At 66.5% G+C, this 26,861-nt stretch carries 14 protein-coding genes and 2 pseudogenes; 6 read left to right on the top strand and 10 right to left on the bottom strand.

The window, feature by feature from the left end; all coding sequences use genetic code 11:
* Nucleotides 1–134 precede the first annotated feature (134 nt).
* Entirely contained in the window at nucleotides 135–1,529 is a 1,395-nt protein-coding gene (locus EJ913_RS13110) for an aminotransferase-like domain-containing protein (RefSeq protein WP_126998510.1), read from the bottom strand.
* A 161-nt stretch (nucleotides 1,530–1,690) separates the two neighbouring features.
* On the opposite strand from EJ913_RS13110, the gene EJ913_RS13115 reads away from it, so the two are divergent.
* Nucleotides 1,691–2,551 carry a DMT family transporter gene (locus EJ913_RS13115; protein WP_126998512.1) on the top strand — a complete coding sequence of 287 codons (861 nt, stop codon included), beginning with the start codon at nucleotides 1,691–1,693 and terminating at the stop codon, nucleotides 2,549–2,551.
* Nucleotides 2,552–2,613: 62 nt separating this feature from the next.
* Here the strand turns inward: EJ913_RS13115 and EJ913_RS13120 are convergent, their stop codons facing one another.
* The 6 genes and pseudogenes from EJ913_RS13120 to mepK all read right to left on the bottom strand — a co-directional run bounded on the left by EJ913_RS13120 (nucleotide 2,614) and on the right by mepK (nucleotide 15,048).
* Entirely contained in the window at nucleotides 2,614–3,204 is a 591-nt protein-coding gene (locus EJ913_RS13120; protein ID WP_126998514.1) for an IMPACT family protein, read from the bottom strand.
* A 686-nt stretch (nucleotides 3,205–3,890) separates the two neighbouring features.
* Nucleotides 3,891–4,725, bottom strand: a pseudogene (locus tag EJ913_RS13125) (IS5 family transposase).
* 181 nt (nucleotides 4,726–4,906) lie between these two features.
* Nucleotides 4,907–5,185 (bottom strand): hypothetical protein, encoded by a 279-nt coding sequence (locus EJ913_RS13130; protein WP_126998516.1) that lies wholly within the window; start codon nucleotides 5,183–5,185, stop codon nucleotides 4,907–4,909.
* A 261-nt stretch (nucleotides 5,186–5,446) separates the two neighbouring features.
* A complete protein-coding gene (locus tag EJ913_RS13135) occupies nucleotides 5,447–11,938 on the bottom strand; it encodes a calcium-binding protein (protein WP_126998518.1) in 6,492 nt (2,163 codons plus the stop codon).
* An 862-nt stretch (nucleotides 11,939–12,800) separates the two neighbouring features.
* Nucleotides 12,801–13,728 (bottom strand): annotated as a pseudogene (locus EJ913_RS13140) (transposase).
* Between the two features lie 714 nt (nucleotides 13,729–14,442).
* Nucleotides 14,443–15,048, bottom strand: coding sequence for a peptidoglycan L,D-endopeptidase MepK (mepK, locus tag EJ913_RS13145; protein ID WP_238519842.1), 606 nt, complete (start codon nucleotides 15,046–15,048; stop codon nucleotides 14,443–14,445).
* A 438-nt stretch (nucleotides 15,049–15,486) separates the two neighbouring features.
* On the opposite strand from mepK, the gene EJ913_RS13150 reads away from it, so the two are divergent.
* A complete protein-coding gene (locus EJ913_RS13150) occupies nucleotides 15,487–16,785 on the top strand; it encodes a pentapeptide repeat-containing protein (protein WP_244939343.1) in 1,299 nt (432 codons plus the stop codon).
* Nucleotides 16,786–16,833: 48 nt separating this feature from the next.
* Here the strand turns inward: EJ913_RS13150 and EJ913_RS13155 are convergent, their stop codons facing one another.
* The 3 genes from EJ913_RS13155 to EJ913_RS13165 all read right to left on the bottom strand — a co-directional run bounded on the left by EJ913_RS13155 (nucleotide 16,834) and on the right by EJ913_RS13165 (nucleotide 21,357).
* Nucleotides 16,834–18,528 (bottom strand): sensor histidine kinase, encoded by a 1,695-nt coding sequence (locus tag EJ913_RS13155; protein WP_238519840.1) that lies wholly within the window; start codon nucleotides 18,526–18,528, stop codon nucleotides 16,834–16,836.
* 169 nt (nucleotides 18,529–18,697) lie between these two features.
* Nucleotides 18,698–19,294 (bottom strand): response regulator transcription factor, encoded by a 597-nt coding sequence (locus EJ913_RS13160; RefSeq protein ID WP_126998520.1) that lies wholly within the window; start codon nucleotides 19,292–19,294, stop codon nucleotides 18,698–18,700.
* Nucleotides 19,291–21,357: a sensor histidine kinase gene (locus EJ913_RS13165; protein WP_244939344.1), complete on the bottom strand. Its 2,067-nt coding sequence runs from the start codon at nucleotides 21,355–21,357 to the stop codon at nucleotides 19,291–19,293. The genes EJ913_RS13160 and EJ913_RS13165 overlap by 4 nt, the downstream gene beginning before the upstream one ends.
* 140 nt (nucleotides 21,358–21,497) lie before the next feature.
* Here EJ913_RS13165 and EJ913_RS13170 point away from each other — a divergent pair, with 140 nt between their 5' ends.
* The 4 genes from EJ913_RS13170 to EJ913_RS13185 all read left to right on the top strand — a co-directional run bounded on the left by EJ913_RS13170 (nucleotide 21,498) and on the right by EJ913_RS13185 (nucleotide 26,786).
* Nucleotides 21,498–22,508 (top strand): TRAP transporter substrate-binding protein, encoded by a 1,011-nt coding sequence (locus tag EJ913_RS13170; protein ID WP_126998522.1) that lies wholly within the window; start codon nucleotides 21,498–21,500, stop codon nucleotides 22,506–22,508.
* Nucleotides 22,509–22,723: 215 nt separating this feature from the next.
* Entirely contained in the window at nucleotides 22,724–23,293 is a 570-nt protein-coding gene (locus tag EJ913_RS13175; RefSeq protein ID WP_126998525.1) for a TRAP transporter small permease, read from the top strand.
* Nucleotides 23,290–24,588: a TRAP transporter large permease gene (locus EJ913_RS13180; protein ID WP_126998527.1), complete on the top strand. Its 1,299-nt coding sequence runs from the start codon at nucleotides 23,290–23,292 to the stop codon at nucleotides 24,586–24,588. The genes EJ913_RS13175 and EJ913_RS13180 overlap by 4 nt, the downstream gene beginning before the upstream one ends.
* Nucleotides 24,589–24,734: 146 nt before the next feature.
* Complete coding sequence (locus tag EJ913_RS13185; RefSeq protein WP_126998529.1) at nucleotides 24,735–26,786, top strand: molybdopterin oxidoreductase family protein; 2,052 nt, start codon at nucleotides 24,735–24,737, stop codon at nucleotides 26,784–26,786.
* Nucleotides 26,787–26,861: the final 75 nt, after the last annotated feature.

Raw genomic sequence — 26,861 nt, forward strand, 5'->3', positions numbered from 1 at the left:
TTGCCGGAGGTGCTCGGCCCGCCCCTGTTTCCCGCCCCTGTTTCCCGGTTCCCGCCGGACTTCCACATGGGCGGGGACGGCCAAACGGAGAGGTGCCGGAGCCTCGGCCCCGGTCGGGAGGCGATCGGGCACGGCTATCTCCTGTCCATCATCGACCGCTCCAGCACGTCGAAGACGCGCGCCTCCCCCATCTGCGCGACGTTGAAACGCAGGAAGCCGGACGCGGTCTGCGAAACGCTGAAGACGTTGCCGGGGGCGAGAACCACGTCGTCCCGCAACGCCGCCCGCGCGACGTCCGCGGAGTCCAGCCCGTCGGGCAGACGGCACCACAGATAGAAGCCTCCGCGCGGCATCAGCCATGGCCGGATGCCGAGCGCTCCCAGCCTGTCCGTCGCCTCCCGCCGCGCCCGCGCCAAGCGGCGGCGCAACGCCTCCAGATGCCGGCGGTAGCCGCCGTCGCCCAGGACCGCGCAAACGACCCCGGCGGCCACCGGGCTGGGGCCGCCGAAATTCGTCGCCACCTGGAGATCGGCCAGCGCCTCCACCCAGTCCTCCCGCGCCGCGATGTAGCCGCAGCGGATCGAGGCGGACAGCGTCTTGGAAAAGCTGCCGATCCGGATCACCCGCGCCAGCCCGTCCAGCGCGGCGAGCCTGGGGGACGGCTCCGGTTCGAAGCCGGTGAAGATGTCGTCCTCGACGATCGTCAGGTCATGGACCGCCGCGGCGTTGAGCAGCCGGTGGGCCGTCTGCGGCGAAAGCGTCGCTCCCGTCGGGTTGTGGAGCGCGGAGTTGGTGATGTACAGGCGCGGCCGGTGCGTCGCCAGCGCCTCCGTGAACCGGTCGATGTCCGGACCGGCCGGCGTGAAGGGCACGCCGACGATCCGCGCCCGGTGCGCCCGCAGCAGGGCCTGGAAGTTGAAATAGCAGGGATCGTCGACCAGCACGGTGTCGCCGGGCCGCAGCAGGAAGCGGCAGACGAGATCGATGGCCTGGGTTCCCGATGCGGTCAGCAGGATCCGGTCGGCCCCCGCCGCGATCCCCTCCTCCGCGAACTGGCGGGCCAGCAGCCGGCGCAGGTCGGGCGATCCCCGCGTGCCGCCGTAATCCACCAGCAGGCCGTCCCCGGCACGCGCGAGCCCGCGGATCGCCTTGCGGATCATCCCGCCCGGCATCCAGTCGGCCGGCAGCCACCCGCAGCCGGGCTTCGGCATCCCGGCGGCGGTGTCGAGCGACTGGCGCGACACCCAGAAGGGATCGATCACCCGGTCCGGCTGCGGCCCCATCTCCGCCAGGGCCAGCGGCGGGACGGCGCCGGACGGGTAGAATCCGGAACCCGGCCGCGAACGGATGACGCCTTCGGCGGCGAGCCGGTCGTAGGCCTCGACGACCGTGGAGGGCGACACCCCCATGGCGGCGGCGAAGCGTCGAATCGACGGCAGTCTTTCTCCCGGCGACAGCGTGCCGTTCGCCATCTTCCGGCGGATCGCCTCCATCACCTCGCCCGTCCGCGTGCCCCTGCCACCCTTCATCGCCCGCCCCACCGGCAACCGTACCGCTCTGAGAACCCATACAGATCGGTGGAATTGTATCGGACTGTCCCTGTATCGGCCAGCGTCCGGCACGCTAGGGTCGCGGCGCGGCCACCCGGAAGACGCCAGGGCGGAACCGGAGCGAAAAAGGACGATGTGTCATGCAGCGGACGGCGGCGGGATGGTGGAGCGGGATGGCGGGCGTGGTCATCTTCAGCGGGTCGCTGCCGGCGACGCGCGTCGCGGTCGGCGGCTTCACGCCGCTGTTCCTGACTTCGGCGCGCGCCGTGATCGCGGCGGCCCTCGCCATCCTCCTGCTGTCGGCCCTGCGGCAGGCATGGCCATCCCGCCGCGACCTGGCACCGCTGGCGATCGTCGCGACCGGGGTGGTCGCCGGCTTCCCGCTGCTGACGGCGCTGGCCCTGCAACAGGTCACGTCGGCGCATTCCATCGTCTTCATCGGCCTGCTGCCGCTCGCCACCGCCGGCTTCGCCGTGCTTCGCGGCGGCGAACGGCCGAAACCGGCCTTCTGGCTGTTCTCCGGGGTCGGCGGCTTGTCGGTCGCCGGCTTCGCCCTGTCGCGGGACGGCGGCGGCACGCTGGCCGGTGACGGCCTGATGGTTCTGGCGGTCCTGCTCTGCGGGCTCGGCTATGCCGAGGGAGCGGCGCTGTCGCGCCGGCTGGGCGGTTGGCAGGTCATCTCCTGGGCGCTGGTGCTGGCGCTGCCGGCCATGGCGGCGCTGGCGCTGGCAACCCGTCCGTCCGCCTGGGACGGCGTCGCGGCACCGGCCTGGATCGGCCTCGCCTATGTCTCGGTCTTCAGCATGCTGGTCGGCTTTGTCTTCTGGTACCGCGGTCTGGCGCTGGGCGGGATCGCCGGCGTCGGCCAATTGCAGCTCCTCCAGCCCTTTCTCGGGCTGGTGCTGGCGGGGGTGCTGCTGGACGAACCCATCGCCTGGACCATGGTGGCGTCGACCGGTCTGGTTGTGCTGTGCGTCGCGGGCGCCAAGCGTTTCGCATAGGCGGCTTTCCGTCCGCAGGATCTTCCCCGCAGAAGCCCGCCCGCGCGTCCCCGGCCCGGCCTTCAGCCCTCCGGCAGCGCGATGTCCGCCTGGCCGCGCGTGATGTCGGCGACCGTCCGGATGAACCCGTCCAGACGGTCGCGCGGCAGCCGGACGAGAAGTCGCACGCCCTCGGCCGTGAAGTCCGCGGAGTCCGCGACCGCCCCGGCAATCCCGGCAAGCGACGCCCGGATCCGGCCTTCGTCCGCGAAGGCGCAGACGACCGACAGCGCCGCGAGATCGACGATGGCCTCCCGTTCCGCCGCGCGCAGGCACATCGCCGCCGTTCCGCCATAGGCGCGCACCAATCCCCCGGTTCCCAGCAAAACACCGCCGAACCAGCGGCTGACCACCACCGCCACCCGGTCCAACCCCTGCCCCTCGATGGCCTGGAGGATCGGGCGTCCGGCGGTTCCTCCGGGTTCGCCGTCGTCGCTGAAACGGTAGACTCCGCCGATGCGGAAGGCCCAGCAATTGTGGCCGGCATCCTGGCTGCCGCATCCGGCAATAAAAGCGCGGGCCTCCTCCTCGCTGCCGGCCGGCCCCGCCGCTGCCAGAAAACGGCTTTTCTTCACCTCCTGCTCGAACCGTTCCGTCTTCCTCAGGGTAAACATCCGCTCCGCCGTCATCGCGCCCGCGCAAACTTCCCTGTCCAGCCTATCCGCCCGACGGTGAAAGCGCGACTCCGCCGATCAGCGCCACGGCCGACGCAGGCGTCGGAAGGACGTTGCTCCGGATTCGAGCGGCTCTGGTGGATGTCCATGCCGGCACGGCACGCCCGCTTCCGGAAGCGGGAGCCTGTACAATCCAGCATAAAAATGTGCAAGGGCTCTCGCCAAATCAATGACTTACGAGAGATTAATCCGGCACACAGCGCACGAGAATCCAACAACTGCATTGTTTGTTAGAAAAAATCCAGTACAAGCTTCCTATGAGGAAAACGCCTCTTTTAAAGCTACCTGAACAATCAAAAATACTTACTCCATATCCATGGCTTGTCATTTAATGTTACTCAAGCCTCGGTATCAATTAATTACAATTCAACCCTCTTCTTCTTTCCATTCGGCGAATCGCCGATGGTTTGGGATAAGCCGGAGGTGCCGACAACGTCAACACTGGTTGAAACGGATGCGGCAAGTCTCGCCGAGGCGCACACAGCACCGGCATATGCTTGTACACGATCAAAAGACTCAGCGAGTCGCCTGACGGAAAGTTGATGATCTGCGTCTGGTCAGAGACTGCTGCTCATGTCATGGAGCCGCACAGAAGAAGAGCCCACCTCAGAGTCCGTCCTGAACGATTATTTCCGCGCGATTCGCCGAAGCATCAACAGGATCATGGCGATACGGATGAAGGCGATGGATGTTGAGGGTAGGGTTCGTAATGGCGTACCAGGCGGCATCGAGTGAGCCAAGATAGCGTTCGCTCGACCAGCCACCGCTTGGGGAGAAGAACGACCCCCTTGGCCTGATCGGAACGCTTGACGATCTTCAACCGCCAATCGCCAGTGCTCCTCACCTTGGCGGCCGGGACGTTCCCTTGGCCACCGCCGTCGGTGAAGATCACCTGGATGAAGGGGAACCGGACGCGTGTGGCTTTGTCCAAGACCAGGGCGGTGCCGTCACGGTCCTGGATGTCGGCGCGATGAACGCGTGACGTTCAGGAGCAGTCCGAGCCTGTCGACGAGGACGTGGTATTTGAGACACCTCCGATCTTCTTGCCCGCGTCGTAGCCGACCGGGTCCGCCGCAAGCCCCCCTTTTCCGCCGCGCGGACACTTTGGCTGTCGATCATGGCGGCGGTCGGACTGGCCTCGCGGCCCTCCTGCTCGCGGACCCGCAGGCAGAGGTCATGGTGGATGCGCTCCAGCCTCCCCTCCCAGACCCACAGACGCAGAGAGCCATGAACCGTGCCGCGCGGCAGCAGATCCTTGGGCGGATGACGCCATTGGCGGCCCGTCTCCAGCACATACAGCACGCCGTTCAGCACCGCCCGGACATCGACGCTGCGGTGCCGCCCACCATGCCGAGCCGGCGGGAGAAGCGGCTCGATCAGCCTCCATTCCTCATCGTTCAGGTCGCTCGGGTAGCGCAGCCCGCTGCGATTGTGACGCCCGCGGCTCTCGCCCGTCCACATTCTTGCCTCCGTCTTGGAGGCGCCTTTGAATCATAAGCGATTCATCCAATTCAACTTCTTCTCGGACAGGCTCTGGGATGAAGCCCAACGCCTTCTCCCATCGCTTCCTCCGTCTCTTGTGAACCCGTGCGCAATATCGGTCACGGAAACCGTTTCGGGAAGAAGGGTCCGCTCGTAGCCCTTACGGTCGAAGCTGGCCTGGCGGTCGCGCGGGTTCCCCAGCTCCGGCGCCCCGGTCCCGGCCAAGCACCGCCTTGCAGGCGTAGCCGTTGCGGCTGTTGCAGGCCGCCGCCTCGCTGGCCAGATGATCGTCCATCTCGCCATTCAAGGTGCGCTCGCCCAGCGCCTTCTTCAGACCATCCAGCAGGCCGTCGGGATCAAAAACGCTCTTCGGATCGGCGCCGGCCAGAAGCTGGTCCAGCAGGATATCCGGAATGAAAGGCCGTCTGCGATGGGCCACACGAGGTCTTCTTCCTCATTATGCTCGGCCCCACACGGAATTCCCGACACTCTCGACTATCGCGCCGCCCGGGCCCAGCTCTTCGCCACTTGGGCCGAAGCCGCCGGCGCGCCGCCTGATTGCCCGATCCCCTGGGTACCTGTCGCCCAACTGCGCCTTCCTGAACCGCCAGCTTCAACGACTTGACGGTGCCCTTCGTTGCATAACGTCGGCGGGAGAGGCACTTCAGCCATGACGCGGTTCGGGCTACATAGCCGAGGATCAGTCGAGGCTGATGTCCCCGGGGCCGAGCAGGACGATGTTGAAGCGCGCCAGCAGGCGGGCTTCGGTCGCAGCAACCTGACCGTCGCCGTTGGCATCGACCACCAGATACAGACCGGTGTTCGTACCGTCGTTCGCCAGCACCAGGGCGTTCGCGTTCGCCGAGGAGTTGGTGAGCGTGCCCAAGGCGGTGCGGAAGCTGGCCAGATCGGTGTCGGCCAAGCTCGCCACGACGGTGGAGAGACGGACGACCTCGTCGGTGGCCAGATTCACCGCACCCTGCGCACGGGTCGCCCCGTCGAGAGCGCCGCTGCCGTTGCGGTCGACGAAGGTGCGCAGCGCGCCCGTGATCACGGCACTGTCCGTACCGGACTGGAAGTTGTTGATCACGTCGTTGCCGGTGTTCGCACCCGCGGCCCCGCCTTCACCGTCCGTCGTATAGACGATCTGGTCGGTGCCCGCGCTGGTCTGCAACGTCACCGTATCGACGCCGAGACCGCCGGCGAAGCGGACCGAACCGCCCGTCACCATCACGACATCCGAGCTGGTGCCGCCCACCAGGGATTCGACAACCGATACCGAGAGGGTGTTGGAGGTGTCGCCCAGACGGATGATGTCGGAGCCCGAGCTGCCGACCAGCGTTTCGACACCGCGGGTGATCAGCGTGCCCGCTGAACCCATGGTGACGACGTCGGTGGCCGTACCGCCGATGACGATCAACACCCCCGACACCGTCAGCGTGTTGCCGATGTCACCCAGGAACACGATATCGCTGTTCGAGCTGCCGACCAGCGTCTCGATGTCGCGAAGGGCGATCGTGTTGCCGGTCGAACCGAGCGTGACCACGTCGATGCCCGAACCGCCGACCAGCACCTCGACCGCGTTGGCCAGCAGCGTGTTGCCGCCGGAGCCGAGGAAGACGATGTCGGTGTTGGTGCCGCCCGTCAGGGTTTCCAGCAGGGACACGGTCAGGGTGTTCACCGTGTCGCCCAGGCGGACGGTGTCGGTGCCCGTGCTGCCCGTCAACGTCTCGACGCCACGGGTGATCAGGGCGCCGGCCGTCAGCAGGGTGACGACGTCGGTCGCCGTGCCCCCGATCAGGATGTCCACGTCGGAGACCGCCAACGTGTTGGTGGTGTCGCTGAGGAAGACGATCTCGGTGCCGATGTTGCCGCTCAGCGTCTCGATGCCACGGAGCGCGATCGTCGCACCCGAGCTGCCGAGCGTGACCACATCGGTGCCCGAGCCGCCGACCAGCACCTCCACCGCGTTGGCCAGCAGCGTGTTGCCGCCGGAGCCGAGGAAGACGATGTCGGTGTTGGTGCCGCCCGTCAGGGTTTCCAGCAGGGACACGGTCAGGGTGTTCACCGTGTCGCCCAGGCGGACGGTGTCGGTGCCCGTGCTGCCCGTCAACGTCTCGACGCCACGGGTGATCAGGGCGCCGGCCGTCAGCAGGGTGACGACGTCGGTCGCCGTGCCCCCGATCAGGATGTCCACGTCGGAGACCGCCAACGTGTTGGTGGTGTCGCCAAGGAAGACGACCTCGGTGCCCACGTTGCCGATCAGGGTCTCGATGCCACGCAGGATGACCGTGCTGGCGGCGTTGTCCAGAGTGACGCTGTCGGCCTCGGCGCCACCGATCAGGATGTCGATCGCATTCGCAACCAGCGTGTTGCCGGCCGAGCCCAGGAACACGATTTCGGTGCCAGCGGCACCGATCAGGGTTTCCACGGCCGACACGAGGACCGTGGAGCCCGTGGAGCCGAAAGTTACAAGATCGGTGCCCGCACCGCCCGTCAGGGTCTCCAGGAAGGAGGCCAGCAGGGAGGTTCCGGTGGAGCCGAGCGTGACGATGTCGCTGCCGATGCCGCCAACCAGGGTGTCGATCGCCGAAGCCGTCAGCGTGTTGCCGAGCAGGTTCAACATCACGAGATCATTCGCGACACTGCCTGTCAGGGTCTCCAGGGCCGAAACCAGCAGCGTGCTGCCGGCGTTGCCGGCCAGGGTTACGACGTCGGTGGCGGTGCCGCCGAGGATCGTTTCGACACCCGAAACCTGAAAGGTGTTGCCCGTGTCACCCAGCAGGATGACTTCGGTGCCCGCACCGCCAGTCAGCGCTTCGATGCCGCGCAGGACGATCGTACCGCCGGCCGAACCGATCGCGACCACATCCTCGTCGGCGCCTCCGACCAGGACATCGACCACGTTGGCCAGCAGCGTGTTCCCGGCGGAGCCGAGGAACACGATGTCGGTGCCCGCACCGCCCGTCAGGGTCTCCAGGAAGGAGGCCAGCAGGGTAGTGCCGGTGGAACCGAGGGTGACGGCGTCGTTGCCCGAACCGCCAGCCAGGGTCTCGAGAGCCGACACCAGCAGCGTGCCGCCGGTCGTGCCGATGCTGATGAGATCGGTGGCCGTACCGCCCGTGATGGTTTCGACGCCGCTCACCAGCATGCTGTTGCCGGTGTCGCCCAGAATGATCGTGTCGGCACCGGGGCCGCCCGTCAGCAGGGTCTCGATGCCGCGCAGGATCAGCGTGTTGGCCGTCGAACTGCTGATCGTGACGATGTCGGTGCCCGCACCGCCGATCAGGATGTCGAGGCCGCTGACCTGCAGGGTGCTGCCGACCGAGCCGAGGAAGACCAGATCGGTGCCCGCGCCACCCGTCAGGGTCTCCAGAGCGGAGGCCAACAGGGTGGTGCCGGCGGAGCCGAGCGTAACGACGTCGTTGCCCGAATCGCCAGCCAGGGTCTCGAGAGCCGACACCAGCAGCGTGCCGCCGGTCGTGCCGCCCAAGATGACCGCGTCGGTGCCCGTGCTGCCCGTGAGGGTTTCGAGAGCCGACACGACCAGCGTACTGCCGGCGGAGCCGAGCGTGACGAGGTCGGTGTCGGTGTTGCCGGTCAGAGTCTCCAGACCACGCACGATGATCGTGTTGCCGGCGGAGCTGAGCGTGACGACGTCGTTGCCGGTGTCGCCGATCAGGATCTCGACCGCGTCGATCAACAGCACGCGGCCAATGGAGCCAAGATAGACCAGGTCGGTGCCCGCACCACCCGTAATGGTCTCAAGCTCGAAGGCCAGCAACGTGGTGCCGGCAGAGCCGAGGGTGACGGCGTCGAGGCCGGTGTTGCCGATCAGGGTCTCGATGCCGGAGACCAGAATGTTGTTGTCACCGGTCAGCGTGATAACGTCTTGGCCGGAACCGCCGGTCAAAGTGTCCAGAGCCGACACGACCATCGTGTTGCTGGTGTCGGCCAGCGTGATGAGGTCGAGGCTGTCGGTACCGGTCAGGGTTTCCAGGCCACGCACGATGATTGTGCCGCCGCCCGTGAGCGTGACGGTGTCGGTGCCCGCACCGCCGATCAACACTTCAAGCGAGCTGACGACCAGGGAGTTGCCGACCGAGCCAAGGAAGACAAGATCGGTGCCCGCACCGCCCATGATGGTCTCAAACCCGGAGACCAGCAGGGTGTTACCGGTGGAGCCGAGCGTGACGATATCGAGGCCGGTGTTGCCGACCAGGGTTTCCAGCGCCGAAACCAACATTGTGGCACCGGCCCTGGTGCCGAGGCTGATGACGTCGGTGCCCGCACCGCCGGTCAGGGTTTCCAGCGCCGAAACCAGCATTGTGGCACCGGCCGTGGTGTCGAGGCTGATGGTGTCGATGCCGATGCCGCCGGTCAGGGTTTCGATGACCGAAACCAGCAGGGTGTTGCCGATGGCGCCGAGGCCGATGGCGTCGGTGCCGGTGCCACCGACCAGGGTTTCGATGACCGAAAGCAGGACGGTGTTGCTGGTGTCGGCCAGCGTGACAAGGTCGTTGCCGCTGTTGCCGGTCAGGGTCTCAAGGCCACGCACGACGATCGTGTTGCCGGTGGAGCCGAGCGTGACGGCATCGATGCCCGAACCGCTGGTCAGCACTTCGGTCGCGCTGACCAACAGCGTATTACCAAAGGAGCCAAGATAGACCAGATCGGTGCCCGCACCGCCCGTGATGGCCTCAAACTCGGAGACCAGCAGAGTGGCACCGGCGGATCCCAGCGCGACAACGTCGATGCCGGAGTTTCCCGTCAGCGTCTCGACCAGATTGACCGACAGCGTGGTGCCGTTGGCGATGCCGATCGTGACGATGTCGGTGTCGGCGGTGCCGGTCAGCGTCTCGATGAAGGCGATCGAAACGGTGCCGCCGGTGCCCGACAGCGTGATGACATCGGTGCCGATGCCGCCGGTCAGTGTCTCGACGGCCGACACCAGCAGGGTGTTGCCGATGGTGCCCAGCGTGATGGCGTCGGTGCCCGCCGCATCGCCGATCAGGGTTTCGAGCACCGACACCAGCAGGGTGTTGCTGACCGCGCCGAGGCTGACGATGTCGGTGCCGGTACCGCCGAGCAGGGTTTCGATCTGTGTGACGAGCAGGGTGTTGCCGCTGCCGCCCAGGCTGACGAGGTCAATGCCTGAGCCGCCGACCAGGGTTTCCAGCGACGACGCCAGCAGGGTGCTGCCTGCGGTGGTGCCAATGGTGACGATGTCGATGAGGGCAGAGCCGGTCAGGACTTCAAGGGCGGAAACGAGAAGCGTGCCGCCGGCCGACCCGATGGTGAAGGTGTCGCTGCCGGCAGCGCCGGTCAACGTCTCGATCAGCGACGCCGTCATGGTATTGCCGGTGCTGCCCAGCGTGATGGCGTCGGTGCCGACGCCGCCGGTCAGCGTCTCGATCAGCGACACCCGCAGGGTGTTGCCACCGCTGTCCAGCGTGATGGTATCGGCACCGTTGGTGCCTGCCAACGTCTCGATCAGCGACACCGTCATGGTTCTGCCGGCGCTGCCGATGGTGACGACGTCGCTACCGATACCACCGGTCAGCGTCTCGATCAGCGACACCCGCAGGGTGTTGCCCGTGCTGCCAAGCGTGATGGCATCGGCACCGGCGCCGCCAGTCAGCGACTCGATCAGCGACACCAGCGTCGTGTTGCCGCCAGAGCCGAGAGTTACGAGATGATCGACAGAATTCGTACCCACAAGGGTTTCTATGTTAGAGACCCCCAGGATGTAAGTTCCCCCAAGAGTAATGATATCCGTTGCGGTCGATCCTATAATATAATCGACGTTACTAACCGACAGCGTGCTGCCGGTTGATCCGATTTGAAGATTGAGCGTTCCACTGCCAGAAGCAACAAAAGTCTCAATATTGTATAATTCCACTCTATCATTGGCCGAAATAAGTGCATAATTAATAAAGTCGGCTCCCGATCCGCCGATCAAGGTCTCGATAAGCTTTACATTTAAAGTGTTGTTCGAATTGTTCAGCGCAACGACATCGACGCCCACGCCGCCCGTCAAGGTTTCCAGCAGAGAGACCAACAGCGTTGAGCCGACTGATCCGATGGTGACGGCATCGGTGCCCACGCCGCCGGTCAGAGTCTCCAGCAGCGACACCGTCATGGTGGTGCCGCCGGTGCCGATGGTGACGAGATCGGTGCCCACGCCGCCGACCAGGGTCTCCAGCAACCTCACCGTCAGGGTGGTGCCGGCGCTGCCGATGGTGACGACGTCGGTGCCCACGCCCCCGGTCAGAGTCTCCAGCAGCGACACCCTCATGGTGGTGCCGCCGCTGCCGATGGTGACGAGATCGGTGCCCACGCCGCCGGCCAGGGTCTCCAGCAACCTCACCGTCAGGGTGGCGCCGGCGCTGCCGATGGTGACGACGTCGGTGCCCACGCCCCCGGTCAGGGTTTCCAACCGGGAGACCAGCATGGTCGAACCGGCGGTTCCGAGGGTGACGGCGTCGATGCTGGCGCCGCCGGTCAGCGTCTCCAGCCCCGACACTCTCGCAGTGATGCCGGAGGATCCCAGCGTGATCACGTCGATGCCGGTGCCGCCGACGATTGTCGATATCAGTGACACCGTGGTGGTGTTGCCCGGCGCCCCCAAGTTCAAAGACGTCGTGCCGCCTGCGCCGCCCGCAGTGACGAATTCCAGGCCCCACGCGGCGACCGTCACGCCGTTGGAGCCGAGCGTGACGGTGTCCGTTCCAGCACCGCCGATGACGGTTTCAGTGTTGTAGACCGCTGTCGTGTTACCGGCGTCGCCCAGAATGATGACGTCGATGCCAGTACCACCCAGCATAGATTCCACTTTGGACACCACCACGGTGTTGCCCGCCGAGCCCAGCGTGATGATGTCGGTTCCAACGCCACCAACCAGGGTTTCCACCTGCGACATCGTTGAGGTGTTGCCCGCTGAGCCCAGCATGATGACATCGTTCCCAAGCCCGCCGCTCAGGCTTTTCAGCCCCGACACCGTCATGGTGGTGCCAGTCGTACCGACCAACTTGATCACATTGGTGCCGCCGGTGCCGATCAGCGTCTCCAGCCCGCTCACCAGCAGCGTCGAACCGGTACTGCCAACCGTCACCACATCGGTGCCTACGCCGCCCGTCAGGGTCTCCAGCAGAGAGACCAGCATGGTCGAGCCGCCGGAGCCGATGGTCACGGCATCGGTGCCGACGCCGCCGGTCAGAGTTTCAAGCAGATCAACTAGAATTGTATTTCCGTTGCTTCCAAGCGTAACAAAGTCAGGTCCGTCTAAATTCGAAGATCCCGTTATCGTTTCGACCCCATTAACAATTAATGTGGCGCCTCCAGAAAGAATAAGAAAGTCCGCAGGTCCATTTCCTGTAACGGTGACATCTGTCGTGAAGCCAGCGCCATTAAGACTGGACTGCCCCATATAAACACCTACCTATATTCCAAATTCCGGTGAAAGCGGCCGAGAATTCCGACACGATGCCGGCCATCGCGTGAAACTTTTCCAAGGTAGATTTGGTAATCTCACGGCGAGCTTGGCGTAGTCAAGATATCGGATCAAAAATAATTTTCCAGTTGATCGTAAAAAAATATAGAGATGGCTCACCAAGAAAATTAAAAATGGTGTTTTCGCGCAAATTGCTTTTCCACCATATTTTCAGCCAATACGTAGGAACAAATTAGCTAAGATGAGAAATTTTTCATGGATTGGAAACATTTTTCATGGCTCGGGAACCCTAATTTTGTTATTTTCTGACACTGCCAAAACGCGTGCACTTTTTCAGTGTGCAATATTTCAGCGTTAAGCCGATTTTGTTGATTATTATGAACTCGATTTTTATCCAATGCCGCAAGGATGATTAGTAAAATTTCTAAGTAATAATCGGAAATATTGAAAAAATTCTAGATCATCTCCCTTACTATTAAAGCATTATTAAAATAGAAAATATATTCAATATTTGTTTTATATTTTTTCCTATGACGTTATATTCCATGAATTCTTAGATCCTGACTCCGAATTACTTTTAATGCGCTCATGTCCGGGCGATTCATAGAACGAGCATTTCGACACTGACGATGAAGAGCCATGCCAAGGCGCTTTCGACGGTTGCCTCGAAGTTCTTGGCAAAGCGTCGATTTCGGTTGAGCCACGCGATCAGGCGTTCGACCACCCAACGGCGGGGGAGAAGTTCAAAGCCCTTGGCGATATCGGAGCGCTTGATGATCTCCACGGTCCAAGTGCCGATCCGATCGAGCGCGGTTTCCAGTTTGGGGCTGGCATAGCCGTCATCGGCAAAGACATACCGCACCAAGGGAAAAGACTTCGGATGAGGATGTCGCCGCTTCGCAGCGTCGGCGCCAGAATCTGTTCGACGCAGGCGCGGAAGACGGTGGCGTTGATCGGCCCGTCAAGCACACAGGGGGCGACGCTGCCGGTGATGCCCAGCCCGGCGATCAGTGTGGTTGTCTTCCAGTGCCCGTGCGGGACGGGGGCCAGGAGGCGCAAGCCACGGGCAGACCGGCCGTGGCGCCGGGGTATGTTGGTGCTGGCTCAGGTTTCGTCGAGCAACACCAGGCGCTCGGGATCGAGGGCCGGTTGACGACGGATGAAGGCGCGCCGGGCCTCGACGACGTCATCACGCTGCTGCTCGGCGGCGTGTAGGCTTTTTTGAGCGTGAGGGTCTGGGCCTTGAGGAAGCGCCACACCGTGCCGAGGCTGACGCTTACGCCACGACGGGCACACTTCTCGGGGCCGATCTCCTCCAGCGTCAGGTCGGGCTTGGTGGGCCAGCAGCGCGTCCGCACCACCGCGCGGTGATCGCTCAGGCGCGAGCGATGGTCGCCACCCACCAAGCGCTTGACCCAGCGGATCGCCGTGCTGACGCTGAACCGGGCCGCCGCGGCGCGAGCCGAGCATTCGCTTGATACGGCTCGGGCAACCCGGTCTCTGAGAGGCTGGGAATAAGGGTCTGCCATCTCCAGCTCCGAGAAGGTCGATCAACCCTCGCAGAATCGCCGATTTCAACGCCCCAGGAAATCCCACAGAAAGAGAACGATTCAACTCGGTCGCAAGCCGCTCTAGCAACGCCATCGTCGAGCGCGCCCATGTCGTCGCATCCGAAGCGCGTCCAGTCGTAGCGCCCGGGATGCTCCAGCCATTCGTGCAGAAGCTCGATGCCCCAGAGATCCTGGTCCTCGCCGCCGGTGCGGCGGATGCCAGGAATGGTGAAGGGGTGCCGGGAGCGCGGCATGCGGATCCGGGAGGATGCAATGGGCCCGCCGGCCTTTGCCTGAGGGAGCGGGAGGCGGGGCCTCCCGCACAGGGTGCGAAACCGCGACACCAGTTGCAAGGGTTCCGTCCGGAAAGGCGTCTTGTCGGACGGAATCCAGCCGCGAGTCGGCGGCGCGGCGCCCGACACGCTATCCCGCGGCCGCCCGCGCGGTGGCGGTACGAACCCCAAGCGCTCGACTCAAACGACTCAAATGTTCACCGCCGCAAGCAAGCCGCTGAGGCGGCCGCCTCAACCAACTCTGAATACAGACCTAAATCACCTGACCAAAGCGCCTGAGAAAGGATAAATAGCCTAGGGACGAAAAGGGCGCCAAATCCTATTTGGATTTGGCGCCACATCGGTTCAGAAGGCCAGAATACATTTTATGCCGGACTCAACAACCGGTTCGGCTCAAGCCTTACCAGTGACGGAGCGGCCCCACGTCCATATGGACGAAGTTGCTCTCCGGGTAATAACCGACCCCACCGCCGCGCAGGCTGAGCGCCGCGCGTTGCAGCTGGCGGGTGCTCATGCCAGGGACCCGCAGATCGATGGCCTTGCCCTGCATGTGAAAGCTGTTCTGGGCCACGCCGGAGCCGTCGGCCTCACGCAGCATCGCGTTGGTCTCCGGCGAACGATAGGCGGAAACGATCTGGATCGGCCCACGGTTGCCGATCTTGCGGCCGAGCGCGTGGACGAGATCCAGAAGCTTGGGGTCGATGGCGTGGACGGCGCCGGTGCGGTGGTCGCGCAGGACGCGGTTGATCTCGCGCATGCCGTCGCGCAGGTAACGCCCCTTGGCCCAGTATTCCGCCCGGATGCGTTCGCCGGTGTGCAGGTTGATCAGCGCCAACTGGCGCGGCGGCGCGCGCAACGCCGCCTCGGCCTCCATGGGCGCCAGCATCGCGGCGGAAGCGGCGAGCCCCAGCCCGGCGCGCAGCAGATGGCGGCGGTCGAGCGAGCGGGCCATGGTGTCGTGCGGCCCTGCGGTCGTTTCGGACTGGGCGTCCGTATCCTTCATCATGCTTTCTCGCATCCCCTGTCCCACCCCACGCCGGGTTCTCATCGCGGCGCGCTACCCCGAAGGGTGAGACACTTTTAGGAACGCCCTAGCCCTTTGTGTCAAGGAACCAAAGGTTAAGACTGGCCAAATAGCATGAAATCCTTGGATTCGCATGACCTTATCGACCCATGTCAGGGCCGCTCCGCTTCGTTACCGGGCTGTAACATGTCGGTGACCCGCGCCCGGCCACGGCCGACCGGGGCCTCCGAGTCGCTTCCGAGTCGCAACGCCAAACTTGGCCTCGACAGCACCGACCGAAAGCCATAGGCCGAGCGGCATCGGCAAGGCTCCTCCAAAAGAGAGGGCGCGAACGGGGAAACATTCAGCCTTCGGTAAGGAATGGCGCCGCATCATTGGCGAAGTGAAACCATTGCGTGGCGTCGACTTCCCGTGTCCACGGTGACCGCTCCCATCCCGTCCTCGGTGTCCTTCTTTCGGCCGGATCAACTGGCCGAGGTGCTGGATCGCCATGCCCGCTGGATCAAGGGCCAGCCGGGCGGCGCGCGCGCCAACCTCGCCATGGCCGACCTGGAAGGCGCCGACCTGTCGCAGCGCGACCTGCGCGGCGCCCGGCTGGTCGGGGCGCGGCTGACGCGCGGGCGGCTGAACGGCACCAATCTGGCCGGCGCCGACCTGTTCGGGGTCGATCTGCGCGACGCCGACATCAGCCGCGCCAACCTGACACAGACCGACCTGCGCGGCGCCCGGCTGCGCGCGGCCGACTTCTCCAACGCCAACCTGAAGGGCGCCGACCTGCGCTCCGGCACGCTGGAGCCGGGCGGGACCGCCCGGCGCGGCTCCGGCCCCGACGCCCAGGACGCCGATTCCGCGCGGCTGCTCCACAAGGCCGCCCTCGCCCGCCTCCAGAACGAGACGACGGCGACCGGCGGCATCCCGACCGACCTGACCGGCGCGATCCTGCGCGGCGCCAACCTGTCCGACGCCGACCTGACCGGGTCGATCCTCCAGAACGCCGATCTGTCGGGGGCGACGCTGAACGGCGCCAACCTGTCCGGCGCGCGGCTGAACGGCGCCAACCTGTCCGGCGCGTCGCTGGACGGCACCCGGTTCGACAACGCCGATCTGGTCGGCACGCGCATGGCCGACTGCGACCTGTCGCAGGCCAGCTTGAGCGCCGCGCAGATGACCCGCCCCATCGACAGCATGGGGTCGGAGATCCAGCGCGCCATCTTCGACCACGAGCGCTGGATCGACAGCTTCGGCCAGCGCGGGGAACGCGCCGATCTGGAGGGCGCCGACCTCAGCCGGGCCGATCTGCGCAACGTGAACCTCAGCGCCGCGTCGATGCGCGGCGCCAACCTGTCGGCGGCGGCGCTGACCGGGGCGCGGCTGATGATGGCCGACCTGTCCGGCGCCAATCTGGAGGGCGCCAACCTGATGGGCGCCGACCTGTCCGGCGCCAACCTCAGCTACGCCGTCCTGACCGGCGCGGATCTGACGCGGGTGCGGCTCGGACCGGCGGAGATCAAGGATCCCTCGGGCCGCCCGACCGGCCGGTCCTGGGCCTCCAACCTGATGGGGGCGGATCTGCGCCGCGCGCTGCTGGTGGGGACCTGCCTGGTCCAGGCCAATCTGGCGGAAGCCGATCTGGAAAGCGCCGATCTGGACGGCGCCGACATGGCGGGCGCCAAGCTGCAACGCGCCAACCTGCCGGGCAAGCCGCCGCGCCGGCGCTAGGCCGCCGGGGCACGCAACGCGCCCCTTTCCTCTCCCAAAGCAAAGCGGCTATGGCAGGCGGATCGTCACCGTCGTGCCGACACCGGGCTCGCTCTCCACGGTCAGCGTCCCGCCATGCGCCTCGACGAAGCGCTTGGCCAGCGGCAGCCCAAGCCCGGTACCGGCCTCCGACTTGGTCAGGTAGTTGTTGACCTGCCGGAACGGCTCCATGGCGATGGTCAGCTCCTCGGCCGACATGCCGATCCCGGTGTCGGCGATGACGATGACCGCCCCCTCCCCCTCCGGCCCGGCCGCCGCCTCGACGCGCACGGCCCCGCCCGACGGCGTGAACTTGATGGCGTTGGACAGGATGTTCAGCACCGCCTGACGCAGCCGCACCCCGTCCGCCGTCACCCGCAGGGCCGGATCGACGCGGCCCGCCGTGGCCACCACGCCCTTGCGGGCCGACAGCGCCTCGACCAGCCCCAGGCAGTCGGCCAGCAGTTCCTCCAGCACCAGCTGCGCCGGGTAGAGCTCCAGCCGCCCGGCCTCGATCTTCGCCATGTCCAGCAGTTCGTTGACGAGGTCGAGCAGGTGGCGGCCGGACTGGTGGATCGCCCGGATGTATTCGGTGTATTTGGGCGGCGCGGTGCCGAAGATGCCGGACAGCAGCGCCTCGGTGAAGCCGATGATGGCGTTCAGCGGGGTGCGCAGCTCGTGGCTCATGTTCGCCAGGAATTCGCTCTTGGCCTGGTTGGCGGCCTCGGCGTGCTCCTTCTCGGCCTCCAGACGGCGGCGCTGCTCCAGCAGGAAGGCTTCGCGGGCCCGGCGCATCTCGTGCTCGGCCTTGCGGCGACGTCGGAAGCTGCGCGACACCACCAGCGCCAGCGCCAGCGTCGCCGCGCAGGCGGCGGCCCCGCCGCCGACGATGACGCGGCGGGACGAGGCCAGCTGCTCCCGCAGCACCTCCGCCGGCACGCCCAGCGCCACCGTCCACTGGGTGTTCGGCGAGCGGTGGAAGACCATGTAGGAATCCTCGCCCTCGGCCGTCTTCGCGACGAACAGCCCCTGATCGTTGGCGACCATCCGCGCCTCCAGCGAGGGTGGAACGCGCTGGCCCAGATGGGCGGCGGCGTCGCGCGACCGCGCCGCGATCAGCATGGACGGATCGACGACGGACACCGTCCAGTCCGGCGGGATGGAGCCGCTGCCCAGCACCCCGGCCAGCCCCTCCAACCCGACCGCCAGCGACAGCACGTAGCGCACCCGGTCCTCGGCGAACATCGGCGCGCGCAGGACCAGGGACGGACGGCCCGGCGGCCCGCCCGGCGGCAGCACGCCGCCGATCACCGACCGGCCGTTCTCGATCACCTTGCGGGTGACGGTGTCCAGCCGGGGCGGCGGCAAGGGCTGCACCCCCAGCGGGTAGCGCGTGTGGAAGACGAAGCGGTAGGTTTCGGCGTCGACCAGCCCCATCGCCAGCCAGCCGCCCTGGCTGTGCGCGGCGGCCGTCGCCTCGGCGTAGAGGGCGGGCACATCCTCGACATGGGACTGGCCGAGCGCGGCCAGCAGCTCCAACGGCCGGGTCTGGCTGGCCAGCTCGCGGTCGACGTTCTGCGACAGCGACAGCGCCATCGCGCGCAGGTCGTCCTCCAGCTCGGTCCGCTGGTGGACGTCCAGCATCCACACCATCGACGCCGCGAACAGCAGCAGTGGCGCCACGACCGCCAGTCCAAGCGCCAATAGGGAGGAGGGCAGACGCAACGACCAAGGCTCCGGCTGAATTATGAACCGTCTGTGTAACCAACAAGCCGGACGGACACCAAGAAATTCGCCGTGCCGCAGTAAAAATCCGCGCCCGTCTCCGGAGCGCCCAACATCTCCGGGTATTCTTTACGGGTTTATCCCAACTCGACTTTGGAAAGAGGGCGGCCTATCCGGCGCTGGTCAGCAGGCGAGTCAGTTCCACCGCCGTCTTCACCCGCATCTTTTCGAACACGTGCGACCGATGGACTTCCACCGTCCGCATGCTGATGCCCAACTGGTCGGCGATCACCTTGTTCAGCCGGCCGGCGACGACCAGCTCCATCACCTGTTTTTCACGCTGGGTCAGGGTGGCGACCCGCGCGGCGACGCCGGCTTGGCCCGCCTCGCGCGCCCGCTGCTCCGCGTCGAAGGCCAGCGCGTCGATCACCCGGTCGACCAGCTCGTTGTCGTTGAAGGGCTTCTCGACGAAATCGCGGGCGCCCTTCTTCAGCGCGGCGACCGCGATGGGCACGTCGCCATGGCCGGTCAGGAAGATCACCGGCATCCGGCAGGCCCGGCCGAGCAGGCGGTCGAACAGCTCCAGCCCGCTCATCCCCTCCATCCGGATGTCGAGCAGCAGGCAGCCCGCCATGTCCGGCGTCCAGGCCTCCAGGAAGGCCTCGGCCGAATCCCACCCGATCACCGGGACGCTGCGCGACTGGAACAGCCAGCCGAGCGCGTCGCGGATCGCCTCGTCGTCGTCGACGATGTGCAGGGTGGTCATTCGGCGGTCTCCAGGGAATCGGAACAGACGGGCAGCGAGAACAGGAAGCGGGTGCCGCCATCGGGCGCCGCCTCGAACCACAGGCGGCCGTGGTGGTGCTCGACGATGGAGCGGCAGATGTTCAGGCCCATTCCCATACCTTCGCTCTTCGTCGTGAAGAAGGGGGAAAACAACCCCTCGGCGATCTCCGGGGCGATGCCGCTGCCATGGTCGCGGATCGCGGTGAGCAGCGCGCCGTCCGACCGGACCACCGACACCGACAGGCGGCGGCGCGCGCGCGGGGTCTTCGCCATCGCCTCGATGCCGTTGCGCATCAGATTCAGGACCACCTGCTGCAACAGGATGCGGTCGCCCGGCACCATCGGCAGCCCGGCGGGGGCGTCCAACTCCACCCGCACGCCGAGCCGGGCGGCGTCGGCGCCCATCAGCCCGACGCAGTCCTCCAGCACCCGCGACAGCGAGCAGGGGGCGACGTTCGGCTCGCTCTTGCGCACGAAATCATGGACCCGCCGCACGATCAGCCCGGCGCGCCGCGCCTGCGCCGCCAGCTTGTCGAGCGCCGCCGCCACCTCCTGCGTGTCGAACTGGCCCGACCGCAAACGGTTCAGGCAGCCGGTGCAATAGCTGGCGATGGCCGACAGCGGCTGGTTCAGCTCATGCGCCAGGGTCGAGGCCATCTCGCCCATGGTGATCAGGCGCGAGGTCTGCTGCAGCCGCTCCTGCTGCTGGCGCGCCAGCTCCTCGGCCCGCTTGCGCTCGGTGATGTCGAGGACCGAGCCCATCCAGCCGGTGTGCCGCCCCTTGGCGTCGATCAGCGGCGCCTCGTAGATCAGCGCGTCGAAGCGCGAGCCATCGGAACGGCGGAAGCGCATCTCCAGCCCGGTTTCCGGCGCCCGCCCGGCCAGCACCTCGTGGAAGGCGGCCTCGGCGCGGTCGAGATCCTCGGGCAGCCAGTAGGGCATCGGCGGGCCGCGGTCCACCATCTCCTCCGCGCTCAAGCCCACCATCCGGCAGAAGGCCGGGTTGACGTAGGTGATCCGCCCGTCCAGGTCGCGGGCGCGCATGCCGACGGTCAGGCTGTCCTCCATCGCCTTGCGGAAGGCGTGCTCGGCGCGCAGCGCCTCCTCCGCCCGCAGCCGGCCGGCGATGTGGCGGCGCAGCGACCACAGGCTCCACAGCGCCGACCCGGTCAGGCCGAAGATCGCCACCACCAGCACCGTCCGGGTGGCGTTCGATTCGGTGGGATAGGCGGTCGCCACCAGCGCCACCCCGTGGCCCGGCGGGTCGAAGGGGATGATGTGGCTGCGCAGCGGGTCGGGCGCGGCGCCGGCCGCCGCGCCGGGCACGGCGCCCGTCGTCGCGCCGGGCACCGCCATCCGCGACTTGGCCCCCAGCACGCCACCCCGCAGGTCGGTGACCTCCAGCTGGTAGCGTTGGGCGAACCACCAGGGGACGTGGTGGGTCAGCATCGCCTCGAACGAGAAGACGCCGACCAGAGCGCCGGCGAAGGCCCCGTCGCGGTAGAGAGGGAACACCGCGTCGAATCCGGTGTCGCCGGGATCGATCCGGTAGGGCACCCCGTAGGCCCGCAACCCCGACGACCGCGCGATGCGGAAGGCGTCGCCGCGCGGCGAGGCGCCCGGCTTGTCGTCGAGCGCCTCGTCCAGCCCCGCTTCCGATTCGGCCGGGGGTTCCGCCATGCGGCTGCGCCCCTGGGCGTCCAGCCACAGGACGCGCTCGATCGCCGGGTTGGTGTTCACGACCAGACGCGCCATGGCGGCGAATTGCCGCAGATCGACCGTCTCGCGGCTCAGCGCCTCGGCCAGACGCTCCAGCTTGTCCTCGTCGGAGGTCAGCTGGAAATGCAGGTTCTGCTCGACCCACAGCGCGTCCTTGATCAGGCCGAGCGCCTCCTCGTCGCGCTCGTTCCGGTGCAAAAGCCACAGAAACGCGCCCAGAAGCACCACCACCAGCGCCATGGCGACAAGGGGCATCGCGTGCGGCAAGGCGCGGAGCGCGCGGGACGCGGAGGCGGGCGGCGGCGGAAGCGGCGGGCTGGGCACGGGTGGGCGGACCGGAAGATTTGGGGAGGGCTGCGGATATCCACAATAGCCCGGACGCACGCCGTAATGAACAATGCACGATAAGTTCAACGTCGGACATTCAGTCCGGCGGATAATAGTTGAGGAAGGACGCACCCACCATGAAGCTCGTGAACCTGCTGTGCGCCGCCGCGGTCGGCTGCCTGATGACGGCGCCGGTCGCGCTGGCCCAGGACCAGATCCTGATCAAGTTCAGCCATGTCGTGGCGCCGGACACCCCCAAGGGCAAGGGTGCGGAGAAGTTCAAGGAACTGGCCGAGAAGGCCACCGCCGGCAAGGTGAAGATCGAGGTCTACCCCAACAGCCAGCTCTACAAGGACAAGGAAGAACTCGAGGCGCTGCAGCTGGGCGCCGTCCAGATGCTGGCCCCGTCGCTCGCCAAGTTCGGCCCGCTGGGCGCCAAGGAGTTCGAGGTCTTCGACCTGCCCTACATCTTCCCGAACAAGGACGTGCTGCGCCGCGTGACCGAAGGTCCGATCGGCAAGCAGCTGTTCTCGAAGCTGGAGTCGAAGGGCATCACCGGTCTGGCCTATTGGGACAACGGCTTCAAGATCATGAGCGCCAACAAGCCGCTCATCAAGCCCGAGGACATGAAGGGCCAGAAGATGCGCATCCAGTCGTCCAAGGTTCTGGACGCCCAGATGCGCGCGCTGAGCGCCCTGCCGCAGGTCATGGCCTTCTCGGAGGTGTACCAGGCGCTGCAGACCGGCGTCGTCGACGGCACGGAGAACCCGCCGTCCAACATGTACACCCAGAAGATGCACGAGGTGCAGAAGCACGCCACGCTGACCGACCACGGCTATCTCGGCTACGCGGTCATCGTGAACAAGAAGTTCTGGGACGGGCTGCCGGCCGACGTCCGCACCTCGCTCGAGGGCGCGATGAAGGAGGCCACCGCCTACGCCAACGACATCGCGCAGAACGAGAACGACGTGTCGATGGCGCAGATGAAGGCGTCGGGCCGCACCGAATTCCACGAGCAGACCAAGGACGAGCGCGCCGCCTGGGTCAAGGCGCTGATGCCGGTCCACAAGGACGCCGAGAGCCGCGTCGGCAAGGACCTGATCGAGTCGATCTACAAGGAAGCCGCCGCCGCCGGCTTCAAGATGTAACGAACCGCCAGCAACCCGACGATCGAAGCTCTTCTCCCCTTGCGGGAGAAGGGTTGGGATGAGGGGTGTTCCGCCCGCAGGGCGGAAAGGCCGCTCCCGTTCCAAACATTTGCGCCCCCTCACCCCAACCCCTCTCCCGCAGGGGGAGAGGGGCTCCGTTCGAGTGGGGCGAACACCCGCCCAAAAACACCCCGCCGACCGGGAGTTTCCCCTTCATGCTCCTACGACTGCTCGACCGTCTCGAGGAGGCGCTGATCGCCGCCCTCATGGCGGGGGCGACGCTCATCATCTTCGTGGCCGTCGTCCACCGCTACATCTCGGGCGTGCCGGTGATCCAGGACTACGTCCTGCACTGGAACCTCGCCTGGGCGCAGGAACTCTGCATCTACATGTTCGTCTGGATGGCCAAGTTCGGCGCCGCCTACGGCGTGCGCACCGGCATCCACGTCGGCGTGGACGTCATCATCAACCGGATGGCCCCGCCCCTGCGCGCGAAGTTCGTGCTGTTCGGGCTGGGGGCGGGCGCGCTGTTCACCGGCGTGGTCGGGTCGCTGGGCGCCCGCTTCGTCTACCACATCGGGCAGACCGAACAGGTCTCGGCCGATCTGGAGATGCCGATGTGGATCGTCTATCTGGCGGTCCCGCTCGGATCCTACCTGATGTGCTTCCGATTCCTCCAGGTCGCCTGGACCTTCATCCGCACGGGTGAACTGCCCCACCACGACCACGGCCACGTCGAGGGCATCGACCCGGTCGAAGCCGCCAAGGAAGGAGGCCCGGCATGAACGCCGCCATCATCTTCGGGCTTCTGCTCGTCCTCATGCTCACCGGCATGCCGATCTCGATCTCGCTCGGCCTGACGGTGCTGTCCTTCCTGTTCTTCATGACCGACGTCCCCATCGACGCGGTCGCGCTGAAGCTGTTCACCGGCATCGAGAAGTTCGAGATCATGGCGATCCCGTTCTTCATCCTGGCCGGCAACTTCCTGACCCATGGCGGCGTCGCCCGCCGGATGATCAACTTCGCCACCTCGATGGTCGGCCACTGGCACGGCGGGCTGGGGCTGGCGGGCGTGATGGCCTGCGCGCTGTTCGCGGCGGTGTCGGGGTCGAGCCCGGCGACGGTGGTCGCCATCGGCTCGATCATGCTGCCGGCCATGGTGGCGCAGGGCTTCCCGCGCAACTTCGGCGCCGGCATCATCACCACCTCGGGCGCGCTGGGCATCCTGATCCCGCCGTCCATCGTGATGGTGATGTACTGCGTCGCCACCACCGGCCACCCGCAGGCCGCCTCCATCGGCCAGATGTTCATCGCCGGCGTGGTGCCGGGCCTGATGCTGGCCTTCCTGCTGGGCCTGACCACCTGGTACCGCGCCCGCAAGTTCGGCTACCCGCGCCTGGCCAAGGCCAGCGCCGGCCAGCGCCTCCACGCGCTGCGCGAAAGCTTCTGGGGGCTGCTGCTGATCGTCGTGGTGATGGGCGGCATCTACAGCGGCATCTTCACACCGACCGAGGCGGCGGCGATGGCGGCGGTCTACGCCTTCATCGTGGCGGTCTTCATCTACAAGGACATGCCGCTGAGCCGCGTGCCGAAGGTGCTGCTGGACAGCGCCAGCATGTCGGCGATGCTGCTCTACATCATCACCAACGCCGTCCTGTTCTCGTTCCTGATGACGTCGGAGCAGATCCCGCAGAACATGGCGGCCTGGATCCTCGACCAGAACATGGGCGTCTGGGTCTTCCTGCTGGTAGTGAACATCCTGCTGCTGATGGCCGGCAACTTCATGGAGCCGTCCTCGATCGTCCTCATCATGGCGCCGATCCTGTTCCCGGTCGCCATGAAGCTGGGCATCGACCCGGTGCATTTCGGCATCCTGATCATCGTGAACATGGAGGTCGGCATGTGCCACCCGCCGGTGGGGCTGAACCTCTACGTCGCGTCGGGCATCACCAAGATGGGCATCACCGAACTGACCGTGGCCGTCTGGCCGTGGCTGCTGACGATGCTGATCTTCCTCGGCATGGTCACCTACATCCCGGCAATCACCCTGTGGTTCCCGCGCCTGCTGGGCTTCATGTAAAGCCATAAAGCCTAAAAGGTTATCTTCCGAAGGCACCAAGTCTCCGCGTGGCGACTTGGTGCCTTTCCTTCTTGTGGGTTGTCGTTTTTCAAGCCTGCGCTCTACACTCCGGCATCCCGCCGTTCCGCCAGCCCGGAGTGCCAGCCTTGCCGGCCCAATTCCTGCCGACCGCCTGCCCGCATGATTGCCCCAGCACCTGCGCCCTGGAGGTCGAGCGCGTCGCGCCCGACCGCATCGGCAAGGTGCGGGGTGCGGCCGACAACAGCTACACCGCCGGCGTGATCTGCGCGAAGGTCAGCCGCTACGCCGAGCGGGTGCACTCCCCCGACCGGCTGAAGACCCCGCTGCTGCGCGACGGTCCCAAGGGCTCGGGGCAGTGGAAGCCGATCGGCTGGGACGAGGCGCTGGACCGCATCGCCGACAAGTTCCTGACCGCCGAGCGGACGCTGGGCGCGGAGTCCGTCTGGCCGCTGTTCTACGCCGGGACCATGGGCCTCGTGCAGCGCGGCGCCATCCAGCGGCTGCGCCACGCCAAGGGCTACGCCCGCCAGATCAGCACCGTCTGCGACACCCCGGCCAACATGGGCTGGCTGGCCGGCTACGGCGACATCCGGGGCGCCGACCCGCGCGAGATGGCCGAGAGCGACCTGATCGTCAACTGGGGCGGCAACCCGGTCGCCACCCAGGTCAACGTGATGACCCATGTCAGCCGCGCCCGGAAGACGCGCGGCGCCAAGCTGGTCACCATCGACCCCTACCGCACCGGCACCGCCGAGGTGTCCGACCTGCACCTGATGCTGCGGCCGGGCACCGACGGGGCGCTGGCCTGCGCGGTGATGCACGTGCTGTTCCGCGAGGGCTTCGCCGACCGCGCCTACCTTGCCCGCCTGACCGCCGAGCCGGAACGCTTCGAGGCGCATCTCGCCACCCGCACGCCGGAATGGGCGTCCCGCATCACCGGACTGACCGTCGCCGAGATCGAGGATTTCGCCCAGCTCTACGGCCGCACCCAGCGCAGCTACCTGCGCGTCGGCTACGGCGTCAGCCGCAGCCACAACGGCGCGGCGCAGATGCACGCGGTGTCCTGCCTGCCCATCGTCACCGGCGCGTGGCAGCACCGGGGCGGCGGCGGGCTCTACTGCTCGTCGGGCATCTACAGCCTGGACAAGACCCTGTCGGAGGGGCTGGACCGGGTCGACACCCGCATCCGCGCCTTCGACCAGTCGCGCACCGGCGCGGTGCTGACCGGCGACCCGCGCGACCTGAAGGGCGGCCCGCCGGTGACGGCGATGCTGATCCAGAACACCAACCCGGCGGCGATCTGCCCGGATTCGCTGCGGGTCCGCCAGGGCTTCCTGCGCGAGGACCTGTTCGTCGCCGTCCACGAGCAGTTCATGACCGACACGGCCCAACTGGCCGATCTGGTGATCCCGGCCACCACCTTCCTGGAGCACGACGACATCTACCGGGGCGGCGGCCAGATGCACATCGTCATCGGCCGCAGGGTGATCGAGCCGCAGTTCGAAGCCCGCGAGAACCATTGGGTCATCTCCGAGATCGCCCGCCGCGTCGGGGCCGAGCATCCCGGCTTCGGCATGACCGCGCTGGAGATCATCGACGCCATGCTGAAGGCGTCCGAGCTGGGCGACGCGGCAAGCTTGAGCGAGAACCGCTGGATCGACGCCCAGCCCGATTTCGAGACCTCGCATTTCCTGAACGGCTTCGCCTTCCCCGACGGCAAGTTCCGTTTCGCGCCGGACTGGGCGGCGCTCGGTCCCTATGGCGGGATGCCGACGATGCCCGACCACATGCCGCCGGGCCGCGAGGCCGACGCCGAACACCCCTTCCGGTTGGTCACCGCCCCGGCGCGCCAGTTCCTCAACACCTCCTTCAACGAGACCGTCACTTCGCAGCGGCGGGAGGGCCGCCCGACCGCGCTGATCCATCCCGAGGACGCGGCGGAACTGACCCTGGCCGAGGGCGCGCCCGTGCGGCTCGGCAACACGCAGGGCAGCGTGGTAGTCCACGCCAAGCCCTTCGCCGGGGTGCCGCGCGGCGTGGTGATCGTCGAAGGCATCTGGCCGAACACCGCCTTCGTCGAGGGCATCGGCATCAACAGCCTGACCTCGCCGGAACCGATTCCGCCGGCCGGCGGCGCCGCCTTCCACGACACGGCGGTGTGGCTGCGGGCGGCGTGATTTCACTCAAAGTGAAATTTGCCTTCCGAACAAGTCGTTGGTCACGATGAGTGGTCGGGCGTAGCATCGCCTCCG

Origin of the sequence: Azospirillum doebereinerae (assembly GCF_003989665.1) — a bacterium.
Taxonomy (GTDB): Bacteria; Pseudomonadota; Alphaproteobacteria; order Azospirillales; family Azospirillaceae; genus Azospirillum; species Azospirillum doebereinerae.

What these genes read in the sequence shown, in the direction of transcription:
- EJ913_RS13110 (WP_126998510.1), bottom strand. Translation starts at nt 1,529, where the DNA reads ATGAAGGGTGGCAGGGGCACGCGGACGGGCGAGGTGATGGAGGCGATC.
- EJ913_RS13115 (WP_126998512.1), top strand. Translation starts at nt 1,691, where the DNA reads ATGCAGCGGACGGCGGCGGGATGGTGGAGCGGGATGGCGGGCGTGGTC.
- EJ913_RS13120 (WP_126998514.1), bottom strand. Translation starts at nt 3,204, where the DNA reads ATGTTTACCCTGAGGAAGACGGAACGGTTCGAGCAGGAGGTGAAGAAA.
- mepK (WP_238519842.1), bottom strand. Translation starts at nt 15,048, where the DNA reads ATGATGAAGGATACGGACGCCCAGTCCGAAACGACCGCAGGGCCGCAC.
- EJ913_RS13160 (WP_126998520.1), bottom strand. Translation starts at nt 19,294, where the DNA reads ATGACCACCCTGCACATCGTCGACGACGACGAGGCGATCCGCGACGCG.
- EJ913_RS13170 (WP_126998522.1), top strand. Translation starts at nt 21,498, where the DNA reads ATGAAGCTCGTGAACCTGCTGTGCGCCGCCGCGGTCGGCTGCCTGATG.
- EJ913_RS13175 (WP_126998525.1), top strand. Translation starts at nt 22,724, where the DNA reads ATGCTCCTACGACTGCTCGACCGTCTCGAGGAGGCGCTGATCGCCGCC.
- EJ913_RS13180 (WP_126998527.1), top strand. Translation starts at nt 23,290, where the DNA reads ATGAACGCCGCCATCATCTTCGGGCTTCTGCTCGTCCTCATGCTCACC.